Raw genomic sequence first — 21625 nt, forward strand, 5'->3', positions numbered from 1 at the left:
TCGCTATTCATAAGATTATTCCGGTTATTCAGACTCGTGGCTTTCGGATTATTTAGGATGAAACAACCGGCCAGCGGGAGAGGCGTCTGGAGGTTGCATGCTTATGCAACCGTTGCCCGCGGTACCCGCTTCACTTGCGCCTTCCGACGCGATGGGGTTCTCACCCTGTGGCGGCAGGGTTGAAGACCGACGATGAATGCGCTTTCCGGCGCTAAAGGGTCGGAGGAGCATTGAATAAATTGGCCCCCGTTCATCGATATTCAAATGTTGCATATGACATTCCATAAAGATTCAAATTTTTTAACGCTATAAGCGGCAAAAAAGCGAAAGTGCCGAGAGGGAGAGGCGTCAAAACGATGAAAGTTTTGTTAAAACGCTATCAGAATGCGGGGTCTGGCGCAGTGATTTTGGCAAGCAGAAAATAGCCGATGCTTCAACATCTTTTGGGCTATTTAAGCAAATGCGGCGCTCGACCGTTTCAAATATGTGCGACATGTCGTTCAGTGATTAAAAATGGCTTGCCATCGCATACAGAGTATGTGATAACGCATCTGGGTAAAACGAGGTACAGTTCTGTATATGTGTGGCATTTTCAGTAAAGAAGTTCTGAGTAAAGACGTTAGCGTTGAATACCGCTTCTCTGCCGATCCTTATCTTAGTGCCTCAAGCAGTAACGACTCTAGTTTGTCTATGTAACGCCCACGGGCGGTTTAAACAATCCAAAGGAAATACTCAAGATGGCAAAGATCAAAGGTCAAGTTAAGTGGTTCAACGAGTCTAAAGGTTTCGGTTTCATCACCCCGGCTGACGGCAGCAAAGACGTGTTCGTACACTTCTCTGCAATCCAGGGTAACGGCTTCAAAACCCTGGCTGAAGGCCAGAACGTTGAGTTCGAAATCCAAGATGGCCAGAAAGGCCCATCTGCAGTAAACGTTACTGCTATCTAATCAGCGTCAGCTGTACAAAAAGCCCGCCTCCGCGCGGGCTTTTTCGTTTCCGTCATCCGGCGGCGATGATGATGCCGGCATACTGGTTGCGGCCTTTGATCCCCGGATGCGTCGGATCCTGCGCGCGCCGATGGCTGTTGCGGCGATAGCTGGTGTACTTGAAGCGCTGCGGCCGCTGCGGGTCGACGTCCGGCGTGCAGATGGTGCAACTGCCGGCGCGGTCAACGGCGGCGAAGCCCAGCGCCACCAGCTTGTGTTCGGCAATCGCGGCCAGATCCAGGTGCCGATAATGCGGGCTGATCAGCGTGGCGGGCAGCGGCAGGCGCTGTTTAAAATTCTCCACCAGCGCTTCGTCGACTTCGTAGCAGCACGCGCCGGCGGCGGGGCCGATAGAGACCACCCAGTCGGCGGTGTCGCCGTCCTGGCGAATGCGCGCTGCCATCTGTTCCAGAATGCCGTCCAGCAACCCGCGCCAGCCGGCATGAACCGCGGCGATGGCGCCGCCGTCGCGGCGGCTGAACAGCACCGGCAGACAGTCCGCCGTCAGCACGCCGAGCAGAATGCCGGGCTGGCGGGTGTAGAAGCCGTCGGCTTCACCGCACGCCTGCGCCGGTTGCAGCACCTCGACGATACGGGTGCCGTGCACCTGCTTCTTTTCCGGCAGCGTGGCGCTGTAGGGCAGCAGATGCCCCGGCAGCAGCGCGAGTTTGCTGCCGAAGCCGTGCTGAATGTGGGGCACCGCATCGAGCAGCGCGGAACGATCGCTCATAAGTTATTTTCACCTGCGTGAGAAAACAGACTCACAGTGTAGCCAGCTTTTTCCCCGCTTGACCAGGCGTTGTTGGCGGCGAAAGCGAGCGGGGATGCGCCTTGCATCGAGCCGACGCCTTCTTTAGACTAGCCGCGCCCTGTCTTTCTGGAAGCCCATTCATGTCTTATCAATGCCCCCTGTGTCATCAACCGCTGCATTTCTCATCGCAACACTGGCGTTGCGACGGCAATCATCAGTTCGATCAAGCCAAAGAAGGCTACGTCAATCTGCTGCCGGTACAGCACAAGCGATCGAAGCAGCCGGGAGACAGCGCGGAAATGATGCAGGCGCGGCGCGCGTTTCTCGACGGCGGTTTTTATCAGCCGCTGCAACAGCAGGTGGCAGAGTGGCTGGATTTGGCGCTGGCGGCCGATGCAGGCGCGTTATTGGATATAGGCTGTGGGGAAGGGTATTACACCGCCGCCGTGGCCGCACGGCTGGCGCAGCAGCGCAATATGGCGGTTTATGGGCTGGACGTCGCCAAGGTGGCGATCCGCTACGCTGCCAAGCGTTATCCCGCGGTCTCGTTCTGCGTCGCCTCCAGCCACCGCCTGCCGTTCGCCGACGGGGCGCTGGATGCGGTGTTGCGCATCTATGCGCCCTGCAAGGCGGCGGAGCTGGCGCGAGTGGTGAAGCCGGGCGGCGTGGTGGTGACGGTTTCGCCGGGCCCGCGTCATCTGTACCAACTGAAAGAGCAGGTGTACCAGCAGGCGCAGCTGCATGCCGAACAGGACGAACAGTTCGACGGATTCGAGTGCGAGCGTAAAGAGGCATTGGCCTATACGATGACCTTGCCGGGCGCACAGGCCGCCAACCTGCTGCAGATGACGCCGTTCGCCTGGCGCGCTACGCCGGAGGTGCAGCAGAGGCTGGCGCACGGCGGCGAGTTTGAGTGCGAAACGGATTTCGTGCTGGCGTTGTACCGGCGCCGTGCTTAACAGGCGCAGTGAGCCCAGAAACAAAAAAACCTGCCGCGGCAGGTTTTTTTGTAGCGCGAGCGCCTCAGGCCAGGTAGCCGAGATGCTCCAGCAGAATGTTGACGCCGATACCGATCAGCACCACGCCGCCGAGGATCTCGGCGCGTTTTCCCAGCAGCGGGCCGATAAAGCGGCCGATCATCATGCCCAGCGTCGCCATGATCATGGTGGCGCAACCGATGGCCATGGCGGTGTGCACGATATTGACCTGCAGGAAGGCCAGGCCGACGCCGATAGCCATGGCGTCGAGGCTGGTGGCGATAGCGGTAGCCACCAAGATCCAGAAGCCGTGGCGTTTGACCTTCTCTTCTTCATCGGGCTTGTTGCGCACCCCTTCGACAATCATGCGCATGCCGAGAATGAACAGCAGCGAGAAGGCGACCCAGTGATCCCATTCCATGATGTATTGGCTGGCGAACAGGCCGATGGCCCAACCGATGAGCGGGGTGATCGCTTCGACCACGCCGAAGATCAGGCCGGTGCGGATCGCTTCGCGGAAACGGGGTTGATGCAGGCTGGCGCCTTTGCCGATCGAAGCGGCGAAAGCATCCATGGACATGCCGAAAGCGAGAATGAGTGTTGCTGAAAGGTTCATGTGAAATAGCCTCGGCCGGGTGGCTCCATATACACGTAACCCACCCCCAACCAAACGACGGAGTTACGTGTCTATGGTCTCGCCAACCTTACCTGGCTGCCCGCACCACGTTTCATACGGCGAAACGAGTATGTTGATACGGGCGTTTCTGGCGTTTTATTCTCCAGAAACCGGCTACTCCCCAATGACGGCGCAACCATACCATATTATTTCCGCCACCGACAACTTTATTCTGGCGTGATGTTCGCGCTTAATTGAGACTCGTTTTCATTAATCTAATTTCATGTGGGAATATAATGTAGACGTGGGTAACAATGTTGCGTAAATAATAGTCAGAGTGAAAGTGACGCAGCCCATTAATTACCCACAGGCCGCGCAAGGTTTGAGCGGTAACAAAGCGGTTATTTATTTATCTATTGATTATCAACGAAAAACTGATAAATCTTCTCCAGGTCGTCCAGGTGTGTCACCTGAACCAACAGCCGGCGCTGTTCCAGGTCGATGGCCAGAATACCGTCTTCCGATAAATTCATGGCTTTAATGCGGTTATATTCAACAAACACATTGGCGAAGAAAAAACCCTGCGCTTTAAACACCATCTTGGGAGCGCGAATATAAGAAACATAGATAGCGAGCAGCGCCAAGGAAATAAGCAGGTAGGTGGTTAATACCGCACCATTGTCGGTGACATTGCGGTAAATCAGAATGGCGATCAGGCCGACGAAAATCAGGCTGTCGAGGCGGTGGCGGCGTTTGAGCAGCACCTTGAGGCGCGTTTTGCCTTTCAGCAGATCCATGCCGAATTCGTCATACAGCGAGTACAGCAACAGCAGGGTGATAAACAGCATCAGTACGGCGTCGGTCAGTGACATCTCTTGCTCCACACATAAAAAAGCCGGGGGTTGCCCCCCGGCCGTTTCGAACGATTACAGGCCCAGCAGGCCAATCCAATAGCCAAAGATACCGATGACGAAGAAGCCGATGATGATCCACAGCGCGTTGACTTTCTTGCGCAGCAGCCACATACAGGCGAAGGTCAGCAGCAACGGCACCAGGCCCGGCATCAATTGGTCGAGGATGGTCTGCACCGTGGTCACGTTGGTATGCCCGGTCTGGTCGGTGATCTTGGACACCACCAGCGGGATATTCACGTGCGTCCACTTGTTGACCAGCGCCCCCATGACAAACAGGCCGAGAATGGACGCCCCTTCCGTCAGTTTCTGCAGGAAGCCGCCGCCCATGTCGTTGACGATATCCACCCCTTTACGGTAACCGTAGGCCACGCCGTAGTAGCGGGTCAGCAGGCGCACCAGGTTGAACAGCACGAAGAACAGGATTGGCCCGAGCAGGCTGCCGCTCATGGCGATGCCGGCGCCGAGCGCGGCGAACACCGGCCGCACGGTGCCCCAGAAAATCGGGTCACCGACGCCCGCCAACGGCCCCATCAGACCGACCTTGATGCCGTTGATCGCGCCGTCGTCGATCGGCGCGCCGTTCGCGCGTTGCTCTTCCATCGCCATGGTTACGCCGAGCACCGGCGCCGCCACGTAAGGGTGGGTGTTGAAGAACTCGAGGTGGCGCTTGATCGCCTGTTTGCGATCGTCATTGTTTTCCGGATACAGGCGACGGATCACCGGCACCATCGAGAAGCAAAAACCCAGCGCCTGCATGCGTTCGAAGTTCCACGAACCCTGGAACAGGTTCGAGCGCAGGAATACGCCGCGAATATCGGCCGGCGTGAGTTTCTTTTGAGCAGTTGTATCAACCATTTCTCTCACCTATTCCTAGTCGAGTTCGTTATCGAGATCGTTCGCGTTAGCCGGGCCAGCCTGGACAACCTGAGACTTGTTGTATTTCGGGCTGAGCTGGATATACAGCACGGCCATCACCACGCCGATGACGCCGAGCGCCACCAGGTTGAAGTTGGTGAAGGCGGCGGTCACGAAACCCAGGTAGAAGAACGGCATCAGGTAGCCGGCGCGCATCATGTTAATCACCATCGCGTAACCGACCACCACGATCATGCCGCCGGCGATGTTCAGGCCGCTGGTGACCACTTCCGGGATCGAGTTGAGCAGGGCGTGTACCCCGGCGGTGCCGACCGAGATGGCGACGATGACCGCCGGGATGGCGATACGCATCGCCTGCAGCAGCAGGGCGCCGATGTGGATCCAGGTGATGGCCCGCAGGCTGCCGCGCTCCGCCGCGCTGTCCGCCGCGTGCTGGAAGGCCACGGTGAGGGTGCGCACGATGATGGTCAACACCTGGCCGGCCGCCGCCAGCGGAATGGCCAGGGCGATACCGGCGCCGACGCTTTGCCCGCCGGCGATGACCAGAATGGTCGAGATGATGGACGCCAGGGCGGCATCCGGCGCGACCGCCGCGCCGATGTTCATCCAGCCCAGGGCGATCATTTCCAGCGTACCGCCGATAATGATGCCGGTTTTCATATCGCCGAGAATGAAGCCGATCAGGGTACAGGCGACCAGCGGACGGTGGAACTGAAACTCGTCGAGGACGGAACCCATCCCGGCGATACAGGCAACGATAAATATCAGCACAATCTGAAGAGTGGTGATCTCCATTGCACTTCTCCTATGACCAAAAAAGCTCTGAGTAAAATAATCAGCGGCTGGCGCCACTAATTGAGTTTGTTAATCAGGTCCATCATTTTTAGCCGGCTGTCGGACGAGACCTTACGCACCTCCAGCTCGATACCGCGATCGTTCAGTTTCTTAAACGCTTCGATATCTTTTTCATCGACGGAAACGGCGTTGTTCACCTGGGTTTTCCCCTGACGGAACGCCATGCCGCCGATATTGACGGATTGAATATCCACGCCGCCCTCCACCAGACGCAAGACGTCGGTCGGGTTGGTAAACAACAGCATCACGCGGTCGTTGGCGTATTTCGGGTTGTTCCAGACGCGGATGGCCTTCGCCACGTCCACCACGTGGGCGGTGACGCCCGGCGGGGCGACCTGGGTCAGCAGGGTTTTGCGCACATGGTCGGCGGCGACTTCATCGCTGACGACGATAATGCGGCTGACGTTGGTCTCTTTGGTCCAGCGGGTAGCGACCTGGCCGTGAATCAAGCGGTCATCGATGCGCGCCAGGCCGATTTTCATGTGGTCATTCGGCCCCAGCGGCGCCTGAGGGGCAGCTGCTTTGGCGACGGGTGCTGCGGGTTTTACGGGTTCTTCCTGCGGTTTTTTCAGCGCTTTCACGCCTTCGCGGCCGGTTTCCAACGCCAGCGCTACCAGTTCATCGAAGGCGGGGTTGTCGTCCCGCGCCATGAAGGTTTCCACCAGCATCGGAATGTTGACCCCGGTGACGACCTCATAGTTTTCCTTGTCGACCGCAATGCGGCTGGCGGCGTTGAACGGGCTGCCGCCCCAGGTATCCACCAGGAACAGCACACCGCCGCTGGTATCCAACCCACTGATTTTCTCGTTGTACTTGACGATTAACGTCTCGGCATTCTCACCGGGAACGAAGTCTATAAAGGCGACGTTGTCCTGCTCGCCCAATAGCATCTCCGCCGTTTTCAGCAGTTGTTCCGCTGCAGCCCCGTGTGTGCCGATGATAATAGCTATTGCCACTCGCTACCTCCTCGTTGAACTCCAGGCGCGGTTTGTGTCGTTTCTCCGCGCCATCTTGGCAGTCACTTCCGCGGTTCAGATACATTATGGTAGAAAAAAAGAAACGCACGCCTAACATTTCTCACGCAGTTTCAAATGCCTGTGCGCAATACTTCACGAACGCGACATTTATTTTAGTGAGTGAAAAAATATTTTTTGTGACGCTGCTCCGCTATTGAATGCTCGGAGAAATCTTAGCTGTCGCAGATGACATGACGGGGGCGTCATCCTAAACCGCCGTTGAAAAAGCCGCTTTGTCCCCCAGAAAAATCCTGATACAGTAATTCCTTCTTTCATTACTAAGGAGTGAAGGGCCTCAGCCCTCCCTATGGACTGTCACCGAAGTTACTGTTTTTCCAGGTTTCACCCGCCACCCGCTGGCGTTGCATATGCTGTTCGGCCCTTCGGCCATCTCCCGGCAATCCCATCCCGTCACCTTGCTATTGTCGACTGCACCCATGCAGCGGCGGCATCGTCACGTCTGAGCGGCGTGCGCTCATTCCCACTTTTCTCTGGAGTCTGATATGGAATTTTTAATGGACCCCTCTATTTGGGCGGGGTTGCTGACGCTGGTGGTGCTGGAAATCGTGCTGGGCATCGACAACCTGGTGTTCATCGCCATTTTGGCCGACAAGCTGCCGCCGAAGCAGCGCGATAAGGCGCGCATTATCGGCCTGTCGCTGGCATTGCTGATGCGTTTGGGCCTGCTGTCGGTGATCTCCTGGATGGTAACCCTGACCACGCCGCTGTTCAGCGTCGGCGACTTCAGCTTCTCCGGCCGCGATTTGATCCTGCTGTTCGGCGGGGTATTCCTGCTGTTCAAGGCCACCATGGAGCTGCATGAACGGCTGGAAGGGCAGACGCATCAAGACGGCGCTAACCGCGGTTACGCCAAGTTCTGGGCGGTGGTGGTGCAAATCGTGATCCTCGACGCGGTATTTTCGCTTGATGCGGTGATTACCGCCGTGGGCATGGTGAACGATCTGCCGGTGATGATGGCGGCGGTGGTGATCGCGATGGCGGTGATGCTGTTGGCGTCGAAGCCGTTGACCAACTTCGTCAACGCGCACCCGACCATCGTGGTGCTGTGCCTGAGCTTCCTGTTGATGATCGGCCTGAGCCTGATCGCCGAAGGCTTCGGTTTGCACATTCCTAAAGGCTACCTGTATGCCGCTATCGGCTTCTCGATTCTGATTGAATTGTTCAACCAGATCGCGCGTCGCAACTTTATCAAGCATCAAGCGCGTCGTCCGATGCGCGAGCGCACCGCGGAAGCGATCATGCGCCTGATGGGGCAGCAGCGTGCGCAGCAGACGGACGATGCGGTCGCCTTGCCGCGGGATGAAACCTTTGCGGCGGAAGAGCGCTATATGATCAGCGGCGTGTTGACGCTGGCCTCGCGTTCATTGCGCAGCGTGATGACGCCGCGCACCGACATTTCCTGGGTCGACTGCGAGCGCTCCCGCGAGGAGGTGCGCGCACAGCTGCTGGATACGCCGCACAGCCTGTTCCCGGTGTGCCGCGACTCGGTGGATGAAATCGTCGGCGTGGTACGTGCCAAGGATCTGCTGGTGGCGCTGGAGCAAGGGGAAGATATCGCCGAGTTCGCCGCCCGCACGCCGCCGATCGTGGTGCCGGAAACCATGGACGTCATCAAGCTGCTGGCGGTGCTGCGCCGCGCCAAAGGGCGTCTGGTGGTGGTCACCAATGAGTTCGGCGTGGTGCAGGGGCTGGTAACGCCGCTGGACGTGCTGGAAGCGATTGCCGGTGAATTCCCGGACGAGGACGAAACGCCGGACATCGTGGCGGAAGGTGACGGCTGGCTGGTGAAGGGCGGAACCGATCTGCACTCGCTGGAACAGGCGCTGGCCTGCGATGACCTGGTCAGCCCCACCGCCGACTACGCCACCCTGGCGGGGCTGCTGTTGGCTCACTACGGGCAGATGCCGGTGGCGGGAGATAGCATTGAGCTGAACCACCTGCGGTTCGATATCGTCGAGGTGTCCGAATACCGTATCGAACTGGTGCGCGTTACCCGCGTCGTCCTGGACGAGACGGCGCACGCGTAACCCTTCCGCCGGGGGCTCAGGCCTCCGGCGGATCCTCTTCCGCTTTCCTGACGCGCGATTCGTACTGCTGCAACCACAGCGGGAAAACGTGGATCGGCATCGGCTTGGCGAAATAATATCCCTGCAGGGCATTGACCTCGCGTGAGCGCAGATAGTCGGCCTGTTCCTCCGTTTCCACCCCCTCTGCCACCAGTTTCAGCTTCAGGCGCTGCGCCAGCGTAATGATGGTGTCGGTCACCGTGGCGTTGACCGCGTCGGTGCCGATGGCGGCGGTAAACCCGCGATCGATCTTCAAGACGTCCGGGCTGAGGTTCTTCAGGTAGCTCAGCGAGCTGTGACCGGTGCCGAAATCGTCGATGGCCAGCATGATCCCCATGTCTTTCAGCGTGCGGATCTGGTCATACTGAATTGCCGACAGCGCGGTGCGTTCGGTCAGCTCCAGCATCAATGAGGGCATCGGGTGCGCCGGAAGCCAAATCTGGCGAATATCGTCGATGATATTGAGCGTTTTAAAATGCTCGGCGGCGACGTTGATGCTGATGTAGAACGACGGCCGGGGCGGGAACAGCTGCAGATTTTCCGTTACGGTGCTCATCAGGTAGCGGGTGAGCGGAATGATCAGCTCATGCTGCTCGGCCAGCGGAATAAACACGTCGGGCGAGATCCACCCTTGCCGTTTCTTTTTCCAACGCAGCAGCATCTCAACGCCGGCGCAGCGCCCGGTATCGCTGTGGATGATCGGCTGGCAGTAGACGCGGAACTCGCGATGGGTGATGGCATGGCCGATGTGATAAGACAGGCTCATGCGGTTGGCGGTGAGCAGATAGACCACATAGGCGGCCAACAGGCTGATCAGCAGCGCCAGCGGAATATGGCGCGGCAGGGCGGAAAGCGCCAGCATGCCGATCTGCGGGCCGAACAGCGAAATCGAGAACGGATACAGCGCGGAGCCGGCGGTGTAGCGCAGATCGTTGGTCAGGGTATCGCGGCTCAGGATTTCGCGGCGGCCGTATTCCAGGCTGCTGTCGGCCACGTTCAGCACCACGCGCTGAACGTAAGGCTCCTGCGGCTCGAGTAAAAAGTTGGACAGCAGCTCGATATTGAATACGTGCAGCACGCCGCTGGTTTTATCGCGGGGCGATGGCGTCCACAGCACCAGCGTGGGCAGACCTTTGCTCACCGCCAGCGAGGGGCGCAGCGCCAGCCTGGCCTCGCTGTTGACGAAGGTGGGCATCACCGCGGCCAGCTGATAATGACGGGCGCCAAACAGGCTGGAGCAATAAATAATGCCGTTCTTCACCAGCAACATGGCGCGCAGCGCCTGATTTTGCGCGGCGCGAAAGCGCAGGGTAGATGACACGTTCTCGCAGGACTGGTTCAGCATGTCCATGCTGCGTTCCGCCTGCAGCTGCGCCGGCGTCAGCAACTGGTTGAGCTTGCCGACGGTGCGGGTGGCCAACGTGTGTTGGCTCAACTCGATGCTTTTGACCTCTTGATAGTAACGGGTATACAGCGATACCAACAGAATAGCCGCGCCCACCGCTCCGGCCAGCAGCCAACGGTAGTAACGATATCGGGACGCGGCGAGGTGGGTCATCAACATCCGGTAAATCCTTGTTCGGTAATCCAGCTCCGAGTCACAGTCAGGCCATTGATCCTTAAGTTGCGCTCGGCTAATTCTAGCCTGAGGTTATACAAGATTGATGGTAACTCAGTAAATTATTTCAGTTTGGTAAAACAGAAGGCCAATTTGCAGGCTAACCGCCGGATCGATGAGAAAAATGCAGGATTTTTTCTGGTGACATTGTCACTAAAACGTTCAATGAATTGATTACCCATAAAAAACCCCGCCGGGCGGCGGGGTTATCTGTCAGTCGCATTGCACCTTGATTGCCAGGCCGCCGCGTGACGTTTCGCGGTACTTGGCGTTCATGTCTTTGCCGGTTTCGTACATGGTCTCGATCACCTTATCCAGCGAAACGCGCGGCTCGCTGGTGCGGCGCAGGGCCATGCGGGCGGCGTTGATCGCCTTGACCGAAGCGATGGCGTTGCGCTCGATGCACGGCACTTGCACCTGGCCGGCGACCGGGTCACAGGTCAGACCCAGGTTGTGTTCCATGCCGATCTCCGCCGCCACGCACACCTGTTCAGGGCTGCCGCCCAGCAGTTCGGCCAGGCCGGCCGCCGCCATGGAGCAGGCTACGCCGACTTCACCCTGGCAGCCGACTTCGGCGCCGGAAATGGAGGCGTTCATCTTGTACAACGCGCCGATGGCGCCCGCCGCCATAAAGTAGCGGATGTAGATGTCCGGGCTGACGGACTCGATGAAGTGATCGTAGTAAGCCAGTACCGCAGGCACGATGCCGCAGGCGCCGTTGGTCGGCGCGGTAACCACGCGGCCGCCGGCGGCGTTTTCTTCGTTAACCGCCAGCGCGAACATGTTGACCCAGTCGATCACGTTCATCGGATCGCTGGACAGTTTGTCCGACGCCACCAGCATGCGGCGCAGCGCGGAGGCACGGCGCGGCACGCGCAGCGGCCCCGGCAGCACGCCTTCGGTGTTCAGACCGCGATCGATACAGGCGCGCATGGTTTGCCAGACGTTGCCGAAGTAGGTCTCGATCTCTTGCTTGCTGTGCAGCGCCAGTTCGTTCTGCATCACCATGCCGGACAGCGACAGCCCGGTCTCGCGGCAGTGATCGAGCATTTCGCGCGCGGAGTTGAACGGATAGGGCATTTGCAGCTCTTGCTCTGCGTCCTTACCGAAGTTCTCCTCGTCGACGATGAAACCGCCGCCGATAGAGTAATAGGTCTTGCTGTACACTTCTTTATCGCCGGCGAAGGCGTGGATCTGCATGCCGTTTTCATGCAGCGGCAGGTTGTCGCTGCGGAAGACCATGCCGCCGTCGCGCGGGAAATCGACTTCATGCAGGCCGTTGGCCAGCATCAGGCGTTGACGTTGTTCTACATCGCGAATAAAACCCGGAATGCTATCGATATCGACGGTGTCCGGCATGTTGCCGGCCAGGCCGAGAATGATGGCGATATCGGTATGGTGACCTTTGCCGGTCAATGAGAGTGAGCCGTAAACGTCTACGGCAACACGCGTGATAGAAGGCATCAGGCCTTTATTTACCAGATCGTCGACAAACTGTTTGCCGGCTTTCATCGGTCCAACCGTATGAGAGCTGGACGGGCCGATGCCGATCTTAAACATGTCGAAAACGCTAATCACGCTAAAACTCCTTAAAGAGACGTATTGTTATGGCTGCGGCGGTTAAAAACCGCGCAGGGAACAGCGATATTGTAAAAGGGCCGTGCGGGTTCGGCTGCCTTTTTCGCATGAAATTAAATAATCCGTGGTGTCGCTTTTTTTCCTGATTACCCGGGGCGAACCCTTAAGCGGGGTATCCGCTTTCGCCCAAGCTCCATTAGCGGTAATCGCGCCAGCCTTCCGTGCTGAACGCCGCCGGCTTAACCCCTGTTTCTACAGTGGTTTATCTCGGGCGGTGGTATTTTACAGGTATTTCGTAAGGTTTAAGAGAGGGTTTACAGTTTTTTTAAAACCATTCAACCGGAACGGTAGTTGAAAAAGCGATCAAATGAAGTGATTTCGATCGCTTTACCTGCAGCGGACGTCGACGGCCATGCCAGATTGCGAGTCAGATCACGCAATGCGGGCTAAATACTGACCTGTTGCGCCAGGCGGCGAATGATGGCGGCGGTCAGCCCCCAGATAAACTGGCTGTGATACCAGGAGAGATAAATGCGGTGCGTGCGGCCGGCGCGATGAATATCCAGCGGGTAGTAACGCGACAGGGTCAGCGCTTCCCGCAGGGGCATCTCGAACACGTCCGCCACTTCACCCTCGTTGGCGCGAAACTGCACGTCCGGCGGGATCAGGCCGACGATAGGCGTGACCTGAAATCCGGTGCTGCTGTCGAGCGGCGCCATTTGGCCGAGGACGGTCACCGCGTGCGGCGGTATCGCCACTTCTTCCTGAGCTTCCCGCAGCGCCGTGACGATCGCCGATCCGTCTTCGGCGTCGGTCTTGCCGCCGGGGAAGGCCACCTGGCCGGCATGTTTGCGCAGCGAGTCGGCGCGGCGGGTCAACAGCAGCGTCGGCTCGGCGCGGCAGACGATCGGGATAAGCACCGCCGCCGGGCGCACATTGTGCGAGATCTGCGCCGCCTGCGGCAGCTGCAGTTGAAAACGGCTGATAAAGGCGTGCAGCGAGGCCGGTGAGTTCGATGGGATCACGACGGGGCATACTCCCCAAGCTGCGGCAGAATACGGCCAACCTTGTCGAAGGTCTCCTGGTATTCCGCCTGCTCCTGGCTGTCCGCCACGATGCCGCCGCCAGCGGAGCAGTGGATGCGGCCGTTTTCGGTGACGAGCGTGCGGATGGTGATGTTGGTATCCATGGTGCCGCAGGCGCTCAGGTAACCGATGCTGCCGCAATAGGCGTTGCGCCGCTGCGGCTCCAGCTCTTCGATGATTTCCATCGCGCGCACCTTGGGCGCGCCGGTGATCGAACCGCCGGGGAAGCAGGCGCGCAGCAGCTCGGTGGCCGAGGCCTGCTCCGGCAGGGTGGCGGTAATGGTGCTCACCAGGTGGTGTACGGCGGGGAACGGCTCCACGACGAACAGTTCCGGCACCCGTACGCTGCCGGGCTGGGCGACGCGGCCGATATCGTTGCGTAGCAGATCGACGATCATCAGATTTTCAGCGCGATCCTTGGGCGAATCGGCCAAGCGGCGCGCCTGTACGGCGTCCTGTTCCGCGTCCGCCAGCCGCGGCAGCGTGCCCTTGATCGGGCGGGTTTGGATGCGCTGCTGCGCCAGCCACAGGAAGCGCTCGGGAGAGACGCTCAGCACGCTGTTGTGCGGCAGCCGCAGGAAAGCGGAGAACGGCGCGCGGTTGCAGGCGCTCAGTCGGCAAAACGCCTGCCATTCATCCCCCTGATAGTCGGCGGAGAACCGCTGCGCCAGATTAATCTGGTAACAGTCGCCGCTGCGCAGGTAGTGTTGAATACGTTGGAACTTCTCGCCATATTGCCGGCGGCTCATATTGGCACGCCAGCCGCTTAGCAGCGTGAAGGGGCGCTCCGTCGGCGCGGTTTGGCTAGCAAGCCAGCGCCAGCGCTGCTCCACATCGCCATAGCTGAGCAGCGTCAGGGTTTGCAATTGGTGGTCGGCGATCAATGCCCAGTCATAAATGCCCACCGCCATGTCCGGCAGAGCGAGGTCGGCTTCAGCCAACTGCGGCAAGGTTTCCACCCGGCGCCCGAGATCGTAGCCGAACAGCCCCAGGGCGCCGCCCTGAAACGGCAGATCCGGGTTAAACGCCGGCTGCCAGCCTTGCGCCGCCAGCTGCTGGTGCAGCAGGGAGAACGGATCCTCCTGAGACTCAATGGTGACGCCGTCACTTTCGATTGTCGTGCCGGCGCCCTGGGTGGTGAGCGTAACGCGCGGCTGTGCGACCAGGATATCGAAGCGGTTATGCGAATGGTCGGCGAAGCCAGAATGCAGCAGCATCGCCCAGGGCTGTGCTGAAAGCGGGGCGAAAAGCGTCATCAGGGCACTGCGGCTGTAGGGCAACGATTTTATGTTTGGGGCGGTTACGCTCATGAACGTCAATAAACCTGGCTGTGAGGGCGGCGATATCTGGCGGCTAGTGTGCCATAGACGGTCACGTCATGCATGTTTTGCCATGCGCAGCATGCAGCACAGTTCACATAAACGGCAGTTCAATAAACCTGAAATAAGGCATTTTTTGCGCCATTGATTATACTTCGATATGTTAAAAATTTAACGTCAAATGCACTGGAAGCCTATTTGCCGCGGGCGCAAGACCCGAAAAATATAAAAAAAGATTCGTTAATTTCATAAATTTATTATTTCTGCTTGTTATTAGATGCGGAGCGGCGTGGTTTTGCCTGATGTTAGCCAGCGTCGCCGCCCTTTGGAATTAATGGGTTAATTACTCAGCGCTTTCTGGCGCTGGTTTGAATAAAGAAAAGCAGGTTCGGTTCCATTAGCCGCTGCGGGAATTTGCAGGCGTCACGCTATTTCAGCGTGCGCTGAACCCTATGCGTCTTTTAGAAAAGTAAAATTATTATTTTGTTACATTATCATTAAAGAGCTGCCTATGTCGTTAATGCTGAGCGTGATCGTCCCGATGCACAATGCGGGGGAATTATTGGAGCCTTTCCTGGCCTCGCTGCTGGCCCAGCGTGAGCAGCGGTTGGAGGTGATCATCGTCAACGATGGTTCCACCGACGGTTCGGGGGAGATCGCACACCGTTACGCGGCGGCGCATCCGCATATTCGTGTGATCGATCAAGCCAATGCCGGTGTTTCTAACGCGCGCAATGCCGGGCTCGCCGTTGCCCGAGGCAAATATGTGGCGTTTCCCGATGCCGACGATGTGCTGGCGCCGGACATGTATTCCACGCTGCTGGAACAGGCGGAACAACACCAATTAGACGTGATGCAATGCAATGGCGAACGCTATTTCACCAGCCAGGATGAATTGCAGCCGATTTTTCCCGAGGCGCGTTTGCGCACCACCGACGTTATCACCGGCGTACAGTGGTTTGAACGTGCGTTGAAATCGCGAAAGTTTATTCACGTTGTATGGCTGGCAATATATCGCCTCGACTTTATTCGCCAGCATCGGCTTTATTTCGAGCCGGGATTGCATCACCAGGATATTCCCTGGACAACGGAAGTCATGTTTAATGCCAAACGGGTCAAATATTTAAGCACGCCGCTGTACCGTCAACGGGTGCACGACAAATCGATCAGCAACCGTCGTCGCACCGGTCAGGCGAACGTGGATTATCAACGCCACTATATGAAAATCGTCGAGATGCTGGAGCGGCTCAACCGGCGCTATGCCGGCACTGTCGCCATTCGTCCGGCTTTCCATTGGCAAATCACCCGCGAAGCGCTGGGCATTTGCCACAGCATTCGTCGTGAACCGGATCCGGCAGCCCAGAGTCAGATCACCGAAGAGTTCTATCAGCGCGGCATCGACAGAGCGATGTTCGCCAATGCGCGCGGTCTGAAACAGGGGTGGCATGTCATGCTGTGGCGGCATCGGCTGAAGCAGTGGCGCAGCGATAACGGCTGCTCGCAACCGGCCTGAGCCACAAGACGTTGGGATCCGCCGCGTTAGCGCGTATACTCCTTCTCCCTTTTGCCGGAGAAAACGACACATGCATGCAGGTATGCCATTACTGAGTCACGCGGAGCAGCAGGAAGCGGCGGATCGCATCCATCAACTGATGGAGCAGGGCATGAGCAGCGGTGAAGCCATTGCTCGCGTTGCGCAGGAAATTCGCGAGAAGCATCAGGGCGCTCAGGTTGCGGTACTGTTCGATGACGATGATGAAGACGAGCAGCATGAGGCCGCCCCGGAGGCGTCGCGGAATGACGATGCTGAAGAAGACGAAGACTATTGACGTTATCGGGGCCGCGTAAGCGGCCCCGTGAGTATCAGCCGTTGACCGCCACGGCGGCGGCGGCTTGTTTCGCTTGCTCCACCGCCTGTTCCGTCGTTTCCGCTGTCGCCAGCGCTACGCCCAGGCGACGCTGCCCGGCGATCTCCGGTTTGCCGAACAGGCGCAGCTGGCTGTGCCCGCGCAGCGCGTGTTCCAGGCCGCCGAAGCGCACATCGCTGCTGGTCAGCTGCGGCAGGATCACCGCCGAAGCGGAAGGGCCGAACTGGCGGATGGCGCCAATCGGCAACCCGAGAAATGCGCGAACGTGCAGGGCGAACTCGGACAGATCCTGTGAGATCAACGTGACCATGCCGGTATCGTGCGGCCGCGGAGACACCTCGCTGAAGATCACGTCGTCACCGCAGACGAACAGCTCCACGCCGAACAGGCCGAAACCGCCCAGGGCCTTCACCACCTTCTCCGCGATAGCCTGAGCACGGCTTAACGCCGCGGCTGACATGCGCTGCGGCTGCCAGGATTCGCGATAGTCCCCATCCTCCTGACGATGGCCGATCGGCGCGCAGAAATGTACGCCGTCCACGGCGCTGATGGTCAACAACGTAATTTCAAAATCAAATCTTACCAGCCCTTCGACGATCACCCGGCCGCCGCCGGCGCGGCCGCCCTGTTGGGCGTAGTCCCAGGCGCTTTGCAGCTGCTCAGGCGTGCGGATCAGGCTTTGTCCTTTGCCGGAAGAACTCATCACCGGTTTGACGATGCACGGGTAGCCGATGTGCTCGACCGCCTGCCGGAAAGTCGCCTCGCTGTCGGCAAAGCGGTAGCTGGAGGTGGGCAGGCCAAGCTCTTCCGCCGCCAGGCGGCGGATGCCTTCACGGTTCATGGTCAGGCGCGTGGCTTCGGCGCAGGGCACCACGCGGTGGCCCTGGCGTTCAAGCTCGACCAGCATGGCGGTGGCGATCGCTTCGATTTCGGGAACGATATAGTCCGGCCGCTCTTGTTCGATAACGGCTTTCAGCGCGTCACCGTCCAGCATATTGATGACGTGGCTGCGGTGCGCCACGTGCATGGCGGGGGCGTCGGGATAGCGATCGACGGCGATCACTTCCAGGCCGAGGCGCTGGCATTCAATGGCGACTTCTTTGCCCAGCTCCCCGGAGCCGAGCAACATAACGCGGGTGGCGGAAGGGCGCAGGGCGGTTCCAATCGTTAACATAGTTTCGTACCTGGATCGGTGAAAGTAAGCGGATTGATGATCGGCGGGCAGTATATACGAAAACGATTGCGTGCGCAGCCGCTGCGCCAAGTTTGTTGCTAACTTACTGTTTTTATAACAAGCAGAAATATTTGCCCTGCATGGGCGATTATGCGTTAATAACCGACGACGAAAGAAGGCCCACATATCGCATGGTTTTCGCGTCTCGTGCCGTCAAGGCAGGTTTATCAAGTAAAGGAAACACAAATGAGCAAGATCACTGGTCACGTTAAATGGTTCAACGAAAGCAAAGGTTTCGGCTTCATCACGCCTGCCGACGGTTCTAAAGACGTTTTCGTTCATTTTTCCGCTATCGTTAGCGATGGTTTCAAGACTCTGGCTGAAGGCCAGCAGGTTGAGTTCTCCATCCAGGACAGCCAACGTGGCCCAGCCGCAGCCAACGTCGTCGCCATTTAACGACTGAGCCGCCAAGAAACCCGCCGCCGGCGGGTTTTTTTATGCCCGCTGCCCGTAACGCCGCCCATCTCTGTTATCATTTGCCGCTGATTCGGCGCCAACCTGCGGGCGCGCCGCCATTCCATTCGTCATATAAGAGTTATCGCCGTGAGCACAGTTTCTTTTTCTTCCCTGCCGCTGCCAGCCGAACAGTTGGCCAACCTCAACGAACTGGGGTACGCCAAAATGACGCCGGTGCAGGCCGCCGCGTTGCCCGCCATTCTGCAAGGGCGGGACGTGCGCGCCAAGGCGAAAACCGGCAGCGGCAAAACGGCGGCGTTCGGCATTGGTCTGCTGAATAATATCGTCGTCGCTCAGGTCGCCACGCAGGCGCTGGTGCTCTGTCCCACCCGCGAATTGGCCGATCAGGTGAGCAAAGAGTTGCGTCGCCTGGCGCGTTTCACGCAAAACATCAAAATCCTGACGCTGTGCGGTGGCCAACCGATGGGGCCGCAGCTCGATTCGCTGGTGCACGCGCCGCACATCGTGGTGGGGACGCCGGGGCGCATTCAGGAGCATCTGCGCAAGAAAACGCTGCTGCTGGACGAACTGAAGGTGCTGGTGCTGGATGAGGCCGACCGCATGCTGGACATGGGCTTCGCCGACGATATCGACGATGTGATCAGCTACACGCCGCCGCAGCGTCAGACGCTGCTGTTTTCCGCCACCTATCCGGCGGGTATCGAACGCATCAGCGAACGCGTTCAGCGCCAGCCGCTGAGCGTCGAAGTGGACGATGACGAAGCGCAGACCGCCATCGAACAACGCTTCTATGAGACCACGCGCGATCAGCGCCCGGCGCTGCTGGTGTCGGCCATTCGTTATCATCAACCCGCGTCCTGCGTGGTGTTCTGCAATACCAAACGCGATTGTCAGACGGTGCTTGAGGCTTTGGAGGCCCGCGGCATCAGCGCATTGGCGTTGCATGGCGATCTGGAGCAGCGCGATCGCGACCAGGTGTTGGTGCGCTTCGCCAACCGCAGTTGCCGGGTGCTGGTGGCGACCGACGTCGCCGCTCGCGGGCTGGACATCAAAGAGCTGGAGCTGGTGGTTAACTACGAACTGGCGTTCGATCCCGAAGTGCACGTGCACCGTATTGGCCGTACCGGCCGTGCCGGCATGAGCGGGCTGGCGATCAGCCTGTGCACGCCGCAGGAAATGGCGCGGGCGCATGCAATTGAAGACTACCTGCAGATGACCATTGCTTGGGCGCCGGTGTCCGAGCTGAGCGGGGCGGCCAACGGCTCGCTGGAGGCGGAGATGGTGACGCTGTGCATCGACGGCGGCCGCAAGGCGAAGATCCGCCCCGGCGATATCCTCGGCGCGCTGACCGGCGATGCCGGGCTGACGGCGGCGGAAGTGGGCAAGATTGACATGTTCCCGGTGCATGCCTACGTCGCGATCCGTAAAGCCAGCGCACGCAAGGCGCTGCAACAGCTGCAACAGGGCAAAATCAAAGGCAAGAGCTGCAAGGTGCGGCTGCTGAAATAAGCCGAAGGCGGGCGGCGGTTTGCCTTCCCGCCGTCATCCATTTATACTGTATGTATTTACAGTTGTTTGAGTATTTGAGGACGCACGCATGGCGGTTGAAGTTAAATATGTGGTGGTGAGAAACGGTGAGGAAAAAATGACTTTCGCGAGCAAGAAAGAAGCCGACGCCTACGACAAAATGCTGGATTTGGCGGATAACCTCGGAGAGTGGTTGCAACAGGCGCCGCTGAAGCTGGATGACGAACAGCGCGAAGGGCTGAGCTTCTTCCTGGCGGAGAATAAGGATGCGCTGGGGCTGATCCTGCGCGGCGCATCACCGGCGGAAACCGGCAAGAAACCGACGGAAGCGAAAGCGAAAAAAGCAGTCTCTAACTCAAAAGAGGGATCTGCGTCAGAAAAGCAAGCGGCATAATGGCTTATGTTGCGGTGTTGTGATGAAAAAGGATCTAAAATGAGCCGTGAAATAACTTTCTTCAGCCGCTTTGAGCAAGACATTCTGGCGGGGCGCAAAACCATCACCATTCGGGATGCCAGTGAGTCGCACTTCGAACCGGGCGAGGTATTGCGCGTAAGCCGCAATGAAGACGGCGTATTTTTCTGCTTTATCGAAGTGCTGTCGGTAACGCCGGTGCGCCTGGATGCGCTGACCGAACGCCATGCACAGCAGGAGAACATGTCGCTCGGCGAACTGAAGCAGGTGATCAAGGAAATCTATCCGGGCCTGGATGCGCTGTTTGTCATCGAGTTCGTCAAACGGTAACCCTTTGCCGAAACCCTGTTGTGAGCCAGGGATGGGCGCCCGGATAGCGCTAATCACAACGGGAGGACACATGAAAAAAACGGCTTTGGCTATCGCCTTGTTGGCCATGATGGGAGCATCGACTGCGGTGTGGGCGCAGGTTCAAGAGCAACGCAGCGCCAAGGTGGGGCAGTGTGCGGGGCTGCAGCCGGCGGATATCGCCGCCCAGGTCAAGCGCGACTTCTTGCAGAACCGCATCACGCGCTGGGAGGCGGACAAAAAACTGCTGGGCACCGCTACCCCGATCGCCTGGATCAGCCCGGATGCCATCACCGGCAAGGATCAGGTGTGGCAGGTGCCGCTGACGGTGCGTGGCACCAAAGCGGATAAAACCTACAACGTGACGCTCAACTGCAACACCGGCGAGATCGCCTACAGCGCGCCGCAGTAATCGTTTTCCGCAATAAAAAGCCCGCCTGGCGGCGGGCTTGATGCATCAAGAGGCGGTCAGTCGCTAAACGGGATCACCAACTCGCCCGGCTTCACTTCCAATCCCTTCGCCAGTTTTTTCGCCAGCGCTTCGGTTTTGCTGTTGTCAGGATTCAGCACATAAGCCGGCTTTTGGTCGAAGTAAGACTTCAGCGACTGATTCAGATATGGCGTCAGCGCTTTCATCACCGTCTGCATTTTTTCCGGCTGCACGCTGTAATCGGTCAGTTCCATGTCTTTAAGGTAAATGGCGCCCTGTGCACGGTCGTAAACCGGCTGCGCTTTCAGCGTCAGCTTCAGATCCGCCGCCTGCGGGCCGAGAATCGACGTGATATTGACCTTGGCATCGCCGGAAAGGGTGACCTTGCCCGGCTCGCTGCGGCCAATCTGGCTTTGCAGCTGCGTCAGTACGATGTTGGCGTCCACCAGGCCGGGCACGCCGATCTGCTTCTGATAGTCGTTGTGTTTCTGCAGGTAATCATTCACTTCCTGCTCGCTCAGGGTGTACTGGGTCAGTTGATTGCAACCGGCCAATACGCCGGCGAACAGCAGGGCGGCTGCGCCCATCAGGATCTTCTTCATTAATGCCTCATTGCGACTGCTGGCGAAAAGTGCTGCAGATAATTGATTAATCATTATAAACGTTCCGCCTGCCCCTGAAAACGGCAGGCGGCGATGTGCAGGGGATAGT

General features: G+C 58.6%; 23 protein-coding genes and 1 riboswitch. Of the genes, 11 read left to right on the forward strand and 12 right to left on the reverse strand.

The features are described from left to right. Window positions 1–579: 579 nt before the first annotated feature. Both ACJ8MK_RS07110 and cspE (ACJ8MK_RS07115) read left to right on the forward strand, forming a co-directional pair. Window positions 580–696, forward strand: coding sequence for a DUF2627 domain-containing protein (locus ACJ8MK_RS07110; RefSeq protein WP_002211058.1), 117 nt, complete (start codon window positions 580–582; stop codon window positions 694–696). 41 nt (window positions 697–737) lie between these two features. Further along, a complete protein-coding gene (cspE, locus tag ACJ8MK_RS07115) occupies window positions 738–947 on the forward strand; it encodes a transcription antiterminator/RNA stability regulator CspE (protein WP_002221949.1) in 210 nt (69 codons plus the stop codon). Window positions 948–999: 52 nt separating this feature from the next. On the opposite strand, the gene pgeF is transcribed toward cspE (ACJ8MK_RS07115), so the two are convergent. Then, window positions 1000–1716, reverse strand: a complete 717-nt coding sequence (pgeF, locus tag ACJ8MK_RS07120) for a peptidoglycan editing factor PgeF (RefSeq protein ID WP_101427027.1) — start codon at window positions 1714–1716, stop codon at window positions 1000–1002. Window positions 1717–1877: 161 nt separating this feature from the next. Between pgeF and rlmA the strand changes: the two genes are divergently transcribed. Continuing rightward, window positions 1878–2696 carry a 23S rRNA (guanine(745)-N(1))-methyltransferase gene (gene rlmA, locus ACJ8MK_RS07125; RefSeq protein ID WP_041035504.1) on the forward strand — a complete coding sequence of 273 codons (819 nt, stop codon included), beginning with the start codon at window positions 1878–1880 and terminating at the stop codon, window positions 2694–2696. Between the two features lie 64 nt (window positions 2697–2760). On the opposite strand, the gene mntP is transcribed toward rlmA, so the two are convergent. From mntP to manX, 5 genes are all read right to left on the reverse strand, one after another. Further along, the gene (mntP, locus tag ACJ8MK_RS07130; RefSeq protein WP_033647683.1) at window positions 2761–3330 is read right to left on the reverse strand and encodes a manganese efflux pump MntP; all 570 of its coding nucleotides are present in this window, start codon (window positions 3328–3330) and stop codon (window positions 2761–2763) included. Between the two features lie 11 nt (window positions 3331–3341). Continuing rightward, window positions 3342–3525: riboswitch (yybP-ykoY riboswitch) on the reverse strand. 218 nt (window positions 3526–3743) lie between these two features. Continuing rightward, a complete protein-coding gene (locus ACJ8MK_RS07135; RefSeq protein ID WP_033647681.1) occupies window positions 3744–4202 on the reverse strand; it encodes a DUF986 family protein in 459 nt (152 codons plus the stop codon). A gap of 54 nt (window positions 4203–4256) precedes the next feature. Continuing rightward, window positions 4257–5099, reverse strand: a complete 843-nt coding sequence (locus tag ACJ8MK_RS07140; RefSeq protein WP_033634889.1) for a PTS mannose transporter subunit IID — start codon at window positions 5097–5099, stop codon at window positions 4257–4259. Window positions 5100–5114: 15 nt separating this feature from the next. Then, window positions 5115–5915: a PTS mannose/fructose/sorbose transporter subunit IIC gene (locus ACJ8MK_RS07145; protein ID WP_033634888.1), complete on the reverse strand. Its 801-nt coding sequence runs from the start codon at window positions 5913–5915 to the stop codon at window positions 5115–5117. 56 nt (window positions 5916–5971) lie between these two features. Continuing rightward, complete coding sequence (gene manX / locus ACJ8MK_RS07150; RefSeq protein WP_101427026.1) at window positions 5972–6931, reverse strand: PTS mannose transporter subunit IIAB; 960 nt, start codon at window positions 6929–6931, stop codon at window positions 5972–5974. Between the two features lie 563 nt (window positions 6932–7494). Here manX and ACJ8MK_RS07155 point away from each other — a divergent pair. Continuing rightward, the gene (locus ACJ8MK_RS07155; RefSeq protein ID WP_033634886.1) at window positions 7495–9039 is read left to right on the forward strand and encodes a TerC family protein; all 1545 of its coding nucleotides are present in this window, start codon (window positions 7495–7497) and stop codon (window positions 9037–9039) included. A gap of 16 nt (window positions 9040–9055) precedes the next feature. Here the strand turns inward: ACJ8MK_RS07155 and ACJ8MK_RS07160 are convergent, their stop codons facing one another. The 4 genes from ACJ8MK_RS07160 to pabB all read right to left on the reverse strand — a co-directional run bounded on the left by ACJ8MK_RS07160 (window position 9056) and on the right by pabB (window position 14669). Then, window positions 9056–10642, reverse strand: a complete 1587-nt coding sequence (locus ACJ8MK_RS07160; protein ID WP_342133718.1) for an EAL domain-containing protein — start codon at window positions 10640–10642, stop codon at window positions 9056–9058. A gap of 267 nt (window positions 10643–10909) precedes the next feature. After that, entirely contained in the window at window positions 10910–12274 is a 1365-nt protein-coding gene (gene sdaA / locus ACJ8MK_RS07165) for an L-serine ammonia-lyase (protein WP_033634884.1), read from the reverse strand. Window positions 12275–12720: 446 nt separating this feature from the next. After that, window positions 12721–13299, reverse strand: a complete 579-nt coding sequence (locus ACJ8MK_RS07170; RefSeq protein ID WP_033654422.1) for a CoA pyrophosphatase — start codon at window positions 13297–13299, stop codon at window positions 12721–12723. Continuing rightward, window positions 13296–14669: an aminodeoxychorismate synthase component 1 gene (gene pabB, locus ACJ8MK_RS07175; RefSeq protein WP_442517621.1), complete on the reverse strand. Its 1374-nt coding sequence runs from the start codon at window positions 14667–14669 to the stop codon at window positions 13296–13298. Before pabB ends, ACJ8MK_RS07170 begins: the two co-directional genes overlap by 4 nt. A 520-nt stretch (window positions 14670–15189) precedes the next feature. Between pabB and ACJ8MK_RS07180 the strand changes: the two genes are divergently transcribed. Together ACJ8MK_RS07180 and ACJ8MK_RS07185 are read left to right on the forward strand one after the other, a co-directional pair. Further along, a complete protein-coding gene (locus tag ACJ8MK_RS07180) occupies window positions 15190–16191 on the forward strand; it encodes a glycosyltransferase (protein WP_033634882.1) in 1002 nt (333 codons plus the stop codon). 70 nt (window positions 16192–16261) lie between these two features. After that, complete coding sequence (locus tag ACJ8MK_RS07185) at window positions 16262–16507, forward strand: YoaH family protein (RefSeq protein ID WP_033634881.1); 246 nt, start codon at window positions 16262–16264, stop codon at window positions 16505–16507. A 34-nt stretch (window positions 16508–16541) separates the two neighbouring features. On the opposite strand, the gene purT is transcribed toward ACJ8MK_RS07185, so the two are convergent. Further along, the gene (gene purT, locus ACJ8MK_RS07190) at window positions 16542–17720 is read right to left on the reverse strand and encodes a formate-dependent phosphoribosylglycinamide formyltransferase (RefSeq protein ID WP_060427416.1); all 1179 of its coding nucleotides are present in this window, start codon (window positions 17718–17720) and stop codon (window positions 16542–16544) included. 246 nt (window positions 17721–17966) lie between these two features. On the opposite strand from purT, the gene cspE (ACJ8MK_RS07195) reads away from it, so the two are divergent. The 5 genes from cspE (ACJ8MK_RS07195) to yebF all read left to right on the forward strand — a co-directional run bounded on the left by cspE (ACJ8MK_RS07195) (window position 17967) and on the right by yebF (window position 20896). Next, window positions 17967–18176 (forward strand): transcription antiterminator/RNA stability regulator CspE, encoded by a 210-nt coding sequence (gene cspE / locus ACJ8MK_RS07195; protein WP_004927572.1) that lies wholly within the window; start codon window positions 17967–17969, stop codon window positions 18174–18176. A gap of 147 nt (window positions 18177–18323) precedes the next feature. Then, window positions 18324–19706 carry an ATP-dependent RNA helicase DbpA gene (gene dbpA / locus ACJ8MK_RS07200; RefSeq protein ID WP_060423966.1) on the forward strand — a complete coding sequence of 461 codons (1383 nt, stop codon included), beginning with the start codon at window positions 18324–18326 and terminating at the stop codon, window positions 19704–19706. A gap of 88 nt (window positions 19707–19794) precedes the next feature. Continuing rightward, window positions 19795–20118, forward strand: coding sequence for a YebG family protein (locus ACJ8MK_RS07205; protein ID WP_039565715.1), 324 nt, complete (start codon window positions 19795–19797; stop codon window positions 20116–20118). Window positions 20119–20157: 39 nt separating this feature from the next. Beyond that, complete coding sequence (gene yqfB, locus ACJ8MK_RS07210) at window positions 20158–20466, forward strand: N(4)-acetylcytidine aminohydrolase (RefSeq protein ID WP_004927562.1); 309 nt, start codon at window positions 20158–20160, stop codon at window positions 20464–20466. A 70-nt stretch (window positions 20467–20536) separates the two neighbouring features. Continuing rightward, window positions 20537–20896 carry a protein YebF gene (gene yebF, locus ACJ8MK_RS07215; RefSeq protein ID WP_041035491.1) on the forward strand — a complete coding sequence of 120 codons (360 nt, stop codon included), beginning with the start codon at window positions 20537–20539 and terminating at the stop codon, window positions 20894–20896. A gap of 56 nt (window positions 20897–20952) precedes the next feature. Here the strand turns inward: yebF and ACJ8MK_RS07220 are convergent, their stop codons facing one another. Beyond that, a complete protein-coding gene (locus ACJ8MK_RS07220; protein WP_004927555.1) occupies window positions 20953–21516 on the reverse strand; it encodes a lipoprotein in 564 nt (187 codons plus the stop codon). Window positions 21517–21625: the final 109 nt, after the last annotated feature.

This window comes from Serratia sp. CY38905 (genome assembly GCF_052168875.1).
Classification (GTDB): domain Bacteria; phylum Pseudomonadota; class Gammaproteobacteria; order Enterobacterales; family Enterobacteriaceae; genus Serratia; species Serratia sarumanii.